The 1,823-nt window shown below is 73.2% G+C and carries 3 protein-coding genes; all 3 read left to right on the forward strand.

Annotated features, from left to right (window positions below; all coding sequences use genetic code 11):
- Nucleotides 1-391: sensor histidine kinase (locus ABT300_RS43710; RefSeq protein ID WP_351688653.1), on the forward strand; the 391-nt coding region annotated here is incomplete at its 5' end.
- Nucleotides 388-1,050, forward strand: coding sequence for a response regulator (locus tag ABT300_RS43715; protein ID WP_351688656.1), 663 nt, complete (start codon nucleotides 388-390; stop codon nucleotides 1,048-1,050). The genes ABT300_RS43710 and ABT300_RS43715, both read left to right, overlap by 4 nt.
- A 263-nt stretch (nucleotides 1,051-1,313) precedes the next feature.
- Complete coding sequence (locus ABT300_RS43720; RefSeq protein ID WP_351688658.1) at nucleotides 1,314-1,760, forward strand: ATP-binding protein; 447 nt, start codon at nucleotides 1,314-1,316, stop codon at nucleotides 1,758-1,760.
- Nucleotides 1,761-1,823 lie beyond the last annotated feature (63 nt).

Consider the following 1,823-nt stretch of genomic DNA (forward strand, 5'->3'; position numbering starts at 1 on the left):
CGAACGGCTGGCGGCCGCGGCAGCCCACGCGGGGGTGAGCGTCGACGTGCGCCGCGCGGGACCGGGGCGCCACCTGCCGCCCGAGGTCGACCTGTCCGCCTACCGCATCGTGCAGGAGGCGCTGACCAACGTGGTCCGCCACGCGGGCGCCCGACGCTGTCAGGTGTCCATCGACTACGGGGACGAGGAACTGCTCGTGGAAATCGTCGACGACGGACGCGGCGCCGCGGGCGGCGCCCCGGCCCACGGCTTCGGGATCGTGGGGATGCGGGAACGCGTCAGTCTGCTGCACGGCCGTCTCAGCGTCGGGCCGCGCCCCGAGGGCGGCTTCCGGGTGGCCGCCCGACTGCCGCTGCCCGCGCCCGCCGCAGCTCCGGCGGCGAACCGGTGACCGTCCGCGTGGTGCTCGCAGACGATCAGCCGCTGGTCCGCTCCGGCCTGCGCGTGCTGATGGCCGATCACCCCGACCTCGAGGTCGTGGGCGAGGCCGCCACGGGCGCCGAGGCCGTCCGTCTCGTCGGGGAGACCGACCCCGACATCGTGGTCATGGACATCCGGATGCCCGGCATGGACGGCATCGAGGCCACCCGCCTGATCACCGCCGGTCCGACGACCGCCCGCGTCCTCGTCCTCACCACCTTCGACGAGGACGACCACGTGTACGGCGCACTTCGCGCCGGCGCGAGCGGTTTCCTGGTCAAGGACATGGGATTGGACGACATCCTCGCGGCGATCCGCGTCGTCGCGGCCGGCGACGCCCTGATCGCGCCGGGTGTGACGCGCCGTCTGATAGCGGAGTTCGTGAGGCGCCCCGTGCTTGCACCGGAGCGGCCCCCGCGACCCGTCGAGGGCATCACCGAGCGGGAACGGGAAGTGCTGACCCTGGTCGGCCGCGGCCGGTCGAACACCGAGATCGCCGAGGACCTCTTCATCACGACGGCCACCGCCAAGTCCCATGTGTCGCGGCTGCTCACGAAACTGGGCGCCCGGGACCGGGTGCAGCTGGTCATCACCGCCTACGAGACAGGGCTCGTGGCCCCGCCCCGCTGACCGCTCGGCAGGCACCGGTTCCGACCGGTCCGGGCGGCGGGCCCGCGTGCCGCGTGCTGGACGACCGTTCCGGCGCACGGGAGGCCCCGACCGGTGTGCGGGTCCGCTGAGGCCGCTTCGGGCGGTTGTGGCGGACGACACTCCTGTGGCAGGCATGCCGAGCGGCATCGCGGGTACCGGCGCACGTGAACGGGGGAGTGAGGGCGTAACGAGTGGAACCGCATGCCTATGGAGACGGCTGTACCGGGCCGCGACAGCACCTCATGCGCACCGCCTACGCGATGGGCGGCGCCGACGGCTGCATCGCCGACGCCCGCCACCACGCGCTCGCCTTCCTCGACCGAGCCCGCGCCGACCACCGTCTGCGCGTGCCCGACCGGGTGCGGGACGTGATCCAGCTGGTGGTCAGCGAGCTGGTCACCAACGCCCGCAAGTACGCTCCCGGCCCCGTGCTGATGGAGCTGCGTCTCACCGCCGACAGCGTGGACGTCGCCGTGTGGGACAACGACCCCACCGTTCCCGTGGCCCGGCCCGCCGACCCTGACAGGATCGGCCAGCACGGTCTGGAGATCGTCAAGGCCGTCACCGCGCACCTCTTCGTCGAGCAGGAACAGGTCGGCAAGCGCATCACGGCCCGTATCGCCCTGGCCGATCCACCCGTGGGCGGCGCGGGCGGCGCAGGCGGCACCTGCGATCGCCGTCCGTCGTAGCGGAGCGGCGGCCCGGCGTCAGCGCCTGGCCGAGCGCTATCGGACCAAAAACGAGGCCAGCAC

It is taken from the genome of Streptomyces sp. NPDC001027, assembly GCF_040299045.1.
GTDB lineage: Bacteria > Actinomycetota > Actinomycetes > Streptomycetales > Streptomycetaceae > Streptomyces.